Origin of the sequence: Collinsella sp. AF23-4AC, from assembly GCF_003462685.1 — a bacterium.
Taxonomy (GTDB): domain Bacteria; phylum Actinomycetota; class Coriobacteriia; order Coriobacteriales; family Coriobacteriaceae; genus Collinsella.
Genome location: NZ_QRVE01000022.1, coordinates 21980 through 28327, shown reverse-complemented (window position 1 = coordinate 28327; position 6348 = coordinate 21980). Strand labels below are relative to the sequence as shown.

The 6348-nt window shown below is 60.1% G+C and carries 3 protein-coding genes and 1 tRNA gene; 2 read left to right on the top strand and 2 right to left on the bottom strand.

What is annotated here, in order from left to right; translation table 11 throughout:
* Positions 1-463: 463 nt before the first annotated feature.
* Complete coding sequence (locus DWY05_RS09085) at positions 464-2353, top strand: carbon starvation protein A (RefSeq protein WP_117821411.1); 1890 nt, start codon at positions 464-466, stop codon at positions 2351-2353.
* 183 nt (positions 2354-2536) lie between these two features.
* The gene (locus DWY05_RS09080; protein WP_158558729.1) at positions 2537-4729 is read left to right on the top strand and encodes a hypothetical protein; all 2193 of its coding nucleotides are present in this window, start codon (positions 2537-2539) and stop codon (positions 4727-4729) included.
* A gap of 467 nt (positions 4730-5196) precedes the next feature.
* Here DWY05_RS09080 and DWY05_RS09075 read toward each other — a convergent pair.
* Positions 5197-5268: transfer RNA gene (locus tag DWY05_RS09075), tRNA-Gln, on the bottom strand.
* Between the two features lie 38 nt (positions 5269-5306).
* Positions 5307-6212: a peptidoglycan-binding protein gene (locus tag DWY05_RS09070; RefSeq protein ID WP_195645420.1), complete on the bottom strand. Its 906-nt coding sequence runs from the start codon at positions 6210-6212 to the stop codon at positions 5307-5309.
* Between the last annotated feature and the right edge of the window lie 136 nt (positions 6213-6348).

The window sequence follows — 6348 nt, the reverse complement described above, 5'->3', positions numbered from 1 at the left end:
AGTTCCGCACGAGCCGGAGAGCACTTAATGTGCTCTCCGTGCGAGCAGGACTGTAGAGCAGGAAACCTTGTATACGCCCGCCCGCTTCCGAGGGGCATCTCTCATGCAAAAACTTTTGTCGGGTAAAGTCCGAGGTCAGTGGCGTTTTATACCGAGAATTTCAAAAAAGTTGAAAATTCATTACAAATTTGCGTTGACTTTAGGTAACTAAAGTTTCATACTCCTTTTCAACCACTGGGGGATGTGAGCACGCACGGATCGTTCACATCATGATTGAAGAGGATTTCTTAGACATGTTCACGCATCAGCTAAACATTATCAGCGTAGTAATTATCTGATGCGGGTTAGCACATACAGCTAGCCCGTACGATAACGGGCGGCTGATGAAGATGAGGGCCGTCGAGCGCAACCGACGGCCCTCATTTTTTATGTCTAGGAAGTTCTTTTTAGAGGAGGAAATGTAATGAACGGAGTTTTGCTCATGGTTGTGGCCGCGGCGGTGCTCGCCTGCGGCTATCTGGGCTATGGCCGATGGCTGGCCAACAAGTGGGGCGTTGACAAAGAGGCCCTCACGCCGGCCAAGCGCATGAAGGACGGCAAGAGCTTCTCGCCCGTTTCCGCCTTCACCGCGTTCTCTCACCAGTTCAGCTCGATCTGCGGTGCTGGCCCTGTTACGGGTACGATCGTCGCCATGGCCTTCGGCTGGCTTCCCGTCGTGCTCTGGGTCCTCATCGGCGGCATCTTCTTTGGCGCCGTCCACGACTTTGGTGCCCTGTACGCTTCGATGAAGAACAACGGCAAGTCGCTCGCTCAGCTCATCGAGAAGTACATCGGCAAGACCGGTCGTCGCCTGTTCCTGCTGTTCTGCTGGCTGTTCTGCATCATCGTCATCGCCGCCTTCACCGACATGGTCTGCAAGACGTTCATGTTCACCCCGGCCGTTGACGCTTCTGGTGCTGCTACCGGTGCCATCGACTTCACCAAGTCCTATGCCGCCGGCTGCGCTGGTACCATCTCCATCCTGTTCACCTTCGTCGCTATCGCCTTTGGTTGGGCCCAGAAGAAGTTCAACCTCACCGGCGCTGCCGAGTTCGTCACCGGCGTTGTCCTCATGGTTCTCATGTTCGCCGTCGGCATGCAGTTCCCGGTCTACCTGGATAAGTTCCAGTGGTTCGCCGTCGTCATGGTCTACCTGGTCTTCGCTGGCGCTATGCCCATCCAGATGCTCAAGACCCCGCGTGACTACCTCACTTCCATCATGATGATCGTCATGATCGTCTGCGCTGTCCTCGGCATCGTCGTCCTGGGCGTCAACGGTCAGGCCACTATCACCGCTCCGGTCTTCACCGGCTTCTCCACTGCCTCCGGCATGATGTTCCCGGTCCTGTTCGTCTCCGTCGCTTGCGGTGCTCTCTCCGGTTTCCACAGCCTCGTTTCTTCCGGCACCTCTTCCAAGCAGGTCGAGAAGGAGCAGGACGCCGTCAAGGTTGGTTACGGCGCAATGATCGTCGAGTCCTTCGTCGGCATCCTTGCCATCATCGTTGCCGGCATCATGTTCTCCGATATGAACACCGCCGGTACCGGCGCCCTCAACGCTGGTGTCGCTTCCACCCCGTTCCAGATCTTCGCCGCTGGCATCTCCCGCGGTATGCAGGCCTTCGGTGTTGACGGCACGCTCGCTACCGTCTTTATGACCATGAACGTCTCCGCTCTGGCTCTGACCTCGCTCGACGCCGTCGCCCGCATCGCCCGCACTTCGTTCTCCGAGTTCTTTGCCCAGACCAACGATGCCCTGGCCATCGAGTCCAAGGCCGGCTATATGAAGGTTCTCGGCAACCCCTGGTTCGCCACGGTCGTCACCCTGCTTCCCGGTCTCGCCCTTGCCTTTGGTGGCTATGCCAACATCTGGCCGCTCTTTGGTGCTTCCAACCAGCTGCTCGGCGGTATGACCATGATCACCCTCGCCGTGTTCTGCAAGTGCACCGGCCGCAAGGGCTGGATGCTCTACGTGCCCGTCGCCTTCCTGCTCTGCTGCACCTTCACCTCGCTGGTCCAGAGCGCCATGGGCTGCATGACCGCTGTCCAGGCTTACGGCTTCTTCGGCACCATCCCGGCTACCGCCACCACGGCCGCCGTCTCCGTCGCCGCCACCAAGGGCCTGCAGCTCGTTTTCGCCGTCCTGCTGATGGTCCTGGGCCTCATCGTCGCCGTCAACTGCCTCAAGGAGTTCTTCGGTAAGGAGGCCGGCTCCATGCCTGACGAGGAGCCCGAGTGGTCCGAGATGGGCAAGGCCGAGTACGGCCGCGCCGCTGCCGCTGAAGCTCCTGCCGACGCCGAGGCCGCCAAGGCCTAGTCGGTCGGACGGGTTGAATCTCCCATCTATTTGACTCGGAAAGACCGGGTCCGCAATCAAGCGGACCCGGTCTTTTTTCTTGTGAGAGCAGGTGGTGCAAGGGCGTTCTCGCAGATGTTTTGCGTGGATAGGCTCGTGCGTTGTACCATATGGACGTATATGTGTGCATATGAAAGGGGCCCCGTGGCCAAGACGGTATATTCCGATAATCAAAACAATGTCGATGCTCTGGCTGAGCGCCTGAGCAGCCAGACGTCGCTTTCTGCTGAGCGTGCCAAGCTGGTTGCCTACGATCTGCTTTGCCGCAAGGCGCTCAAGATTAAGTCGAGTGCGCTGGCGCAGATTTTCCGCTCCGTCGATAAGGAATGCGACACCAAGGCGATGCGCGATGAGCTTATCGCGGCAAATATCGTGACCAAGATCGAGGGTAGCGGCATTAACGGACGCCCGGCGTTCTATACCATCAATGTCGAGATCCGCGATGCCCAGGAGCAGCCTGCCGAGTCCGTCGAAGATTTTGTCGTCGAGGATTCCGCTGACGTGCCTGCTGTGGAAGAAGTTGCTCCGCGTGAGCATGTCGATACCGATGAGTTGCTCGATGAGAACGTCGTGCGCGCCTTTACGGCCAAGGCAGGACGCGGCGGTTTTGGCGGGGGTGGCAAGCGCGATGCGCAGCGCCGCGCCCAGCAGGAGCGCTTCCGTCGCGCCGTTGCTCAAAAGGGTGAGACGGATGCCGAGGCTGTTGAGAACGAGGTTGCTGCCGAGTCGCAGAAGCCCGCGAAGGAGCAAAAGCTCGTGGAGGCCCAGGAGCCCCAGCGTCGCCGTGGTGCCCACTTTAAGGCTGCGCAGCAGGATGTCGCGCATGAGGTCGAAGAGCCTTCCGAGGCTGCAGACGATGTTGAGGAGTCTGCCAAGAAGGCTCCGGGTTCATGCCGTCCCGGACGTGGTTTTGCGAGGCGCGCGTATCCCGTAAGGCGTCAGGAGAAGGGCGAGCCGGCTTCGACCGCTCAGGCCGAGAAGGCCGAACAAACCGAGAAAACTGTTGAGCCGGCGACTCGCGAGCAGAAGCCTGTTGAGCCGCAGCTTGAGGTTGATGCCGAGGCCAAGGGCCAGCAGCCTACTGATGAGCGGACGGAGCAGGGCGCGTCGAGCAAGCCTCGCCGCCGTCGCCATCGCGGGGGCCGCAGTTCCCATGCCGAGATTGCAGCCGAGAAGACCACGCCGCAGGACGAGGATGCGAAGGCCGAGGTTTCTTCGGGGCAGCCTAAGCGCCGGCCGGCGAAGGAGAGCAAGTCCGATCGTCCGCAGAAGCAGGCGTCTATGCCGAAGCGCGAGCGCAATTCCCAAGGCGATTCTAAGCGCAAGGCTCAGAAGAAGCCGGAGTCTGCCGCAGCAGATACTGCTGCCCAGCAGCCCGAGTCGGCCGTCCACGGCGAGGTATCGGCGTTTGCCCTTGCCCGCGTTTTAGGCAGGCAGCTGCTCAAAGTTGTCCCTACGCCTACGGCGCTCTCTAAGATCAAGGAGCAGCAGACACAGATCGTAAAGGTCGAGGGCAAGGACGGCAAAAAGGCTCCGCAGCGCACTCAGCACAACGAGATGTCCAACCGCAAGATTGCCGAGGAAATCGCAATCATCCAGGCTTGGATCGAGCAAAACCGAGGTGCCGATACGCCGGTTGCCTCGCGCCGCCAGCGGGCCTACCAGATTTTTAACGACGAGAAGGCTTTTGACGGCAAGCACGGTGAGCGCCTGATAAGGCGCATGACCGAAAAGGGCATCAGCATGCAGGCGATCAAGGTCGCCCCCAACCGCCCCGTGCACTTTACGGGTTTCTTTACGCTGGGCGCCGATAAGCCGTTCATTATGGTCGAGAACCTGGACACCTACGACGAGATCGTCAGGCTGCTGCGTGGCCGCAAGCACGCCAAGCTCTTTGGCATCAAGGTGGGCGGCGTGATTTTTGGCGGCGGATGCAAGGCGAGCGTCTCGCATGCCCTGGACGATTATCTGGCCGAGATCGGCTATCGCTTTAACTACGTCTACTACGTGGGCGACATCGACCGCGAGGGCGCGCGCATCGTCGAGCAGGCTCGCAATGCCAATGTGGTTGAGATTCGCCTGCATGCCGGCATGTACCGCGCCATGCTCGCCGAGCACAAGCGTCGCGTGAAGGCCGGCGGAGAGTGCGAGCCCGCGGCTGCCAACCAGGGCGTGCCGCAGAACTTGGCGGCGACGATCAAGGATCTGCCCATGGTCACGCGTGTGCAGTTCCGCAATGTGCTACGTGAAGGCGGGCGCATTCCGCAGGAGATTCTGATGACCGCCGACTATCGGGATGGCGACTCGGGAAGCTTCGACCGCATGCTGAACAACTAAAGTCCGCTCTCCTGGGGCCTGTGGTTACTTGGTTGGTGCATACGGCTCGCTTTTCGGAGCGGGGCTGAAGATTCTAGATGTAAGGCGCTCTTGGTCCTAATGGGCTTGGGGCGCCTGTCTTTTGAGGGTGGATTTTTGGGATATGCCTGAAAAACTACTTGAACTTCTCGTCCTGCAGGAGAAGTTATGGCCGGCACTTTAGGAACGTCCCTAAGTGCCGGTTCCTAAGTGTCGGTTTGGCTGGAAAGTCGAGATGCGGGGAGCCCGTTGCTGGTATGGGACGGAGGGATTCCGCGTCCGCCTCTTCGGCGGCCGCGTGCCGCTGCGTCGCTTCGCTCCTTGCGTGCTGCGCTGGAAAACGCTTCGCGTTTCCTCAGCTCCGCACCCTTGCGGGTTCGAATCCCTCCGCTTGCCCACGAAAAAGCGCTCCAAGTTCATAAGAGCCTGGAGCGCTATGTTCTTTAGGGCTGGGACGGAGGGATTCGAACCCCCAACAGCCGGCACCAAAAACCGGAGTTCTACCGTTGAACTACGTCCCAATGTGTGGTGTTGCCCAAAAGCAACTCGTCTAGTTTACCTAATCTGCGAGGGCATCGCAAACGCCGTCGAGTAGGCGTACGGCGAGCGTCTGCGCGTCGCTGGCCGTGAAGGTGCCGTTGTAGCGCGTCATGCCCGTGAGCTCAATGCGAATGCGAGCCGGCTTCTGCTGCGCGGCGACATTGGCGGTGCGGATGCGCTGGGCCAGGTTGTGGCACTCGGCGAGGGCAATCGTGGCGCGTGGCGCGGCGTCGGCGGGCAGCTCGTCGCTTGCGATCTCGAGCACCAGGTCAACGTCGGTTGGGACCTCGGAGTCGCAGAGCATCATGCCGCTGTTGTCGGTCGTTGCCGTGGCGATATTCCACATGCGCGACGCAACACTGCGCGCGATGGGGTCCTCGCCGATAACGGCGATCTGGAAGCGCTCGAGCACGTTGGCGGCGCGAGCAAAACCGATGCGGGACTCGGCTTCGGTGACCGAGGGCTTGCCCTCCCACACATGGTGCAGGCGGTTGATGTAGGCGTAGGTGTCCTGGAAGGCCATGCCGTCGGCAAACAGGCCGACATTTTCCTGGAACTGCTGCAGGGCGGCCTCGGTATGCGGACCAAAGTAGCCGTCGTCCTCGCCGCAGGCAAAGCCCAAAACGTTGAGAGCGCGCTGCAGGGCCTGCACATCGGCGCCATGGAAATTGGGCATGCGCAGATACAGAGTGCGGTCGCCCAGCTTATACGAGGCGTCGACCAGGGCGCTCCAACAGGGGATATCGACGGCATGACCGGCAGCAAGGCCGCTGTCGAGCCTGAAGGTGCTGACGGCCTGCTCGGTGGTGGTGCCAAAGCGCTTGTCGGCAACCTCGGTGTCATCGATTGTATAGCCGAGCTGCAGAAGGCGGGACTGGACGTCCTCGACGGCTGCTCCCTGCATGCCCGTTGTAATAGGTTCCATGAACGAACCCCTTTCGGCGTACCATTCGTACTATTTGAGCGTGTGTCGGATAGACAACGCGAGACAATTTATAAACATGCACTCAATAGTGTAGCAACTTGTACCCAAACTCGCTGCCCACAGGTTTTATGACCCC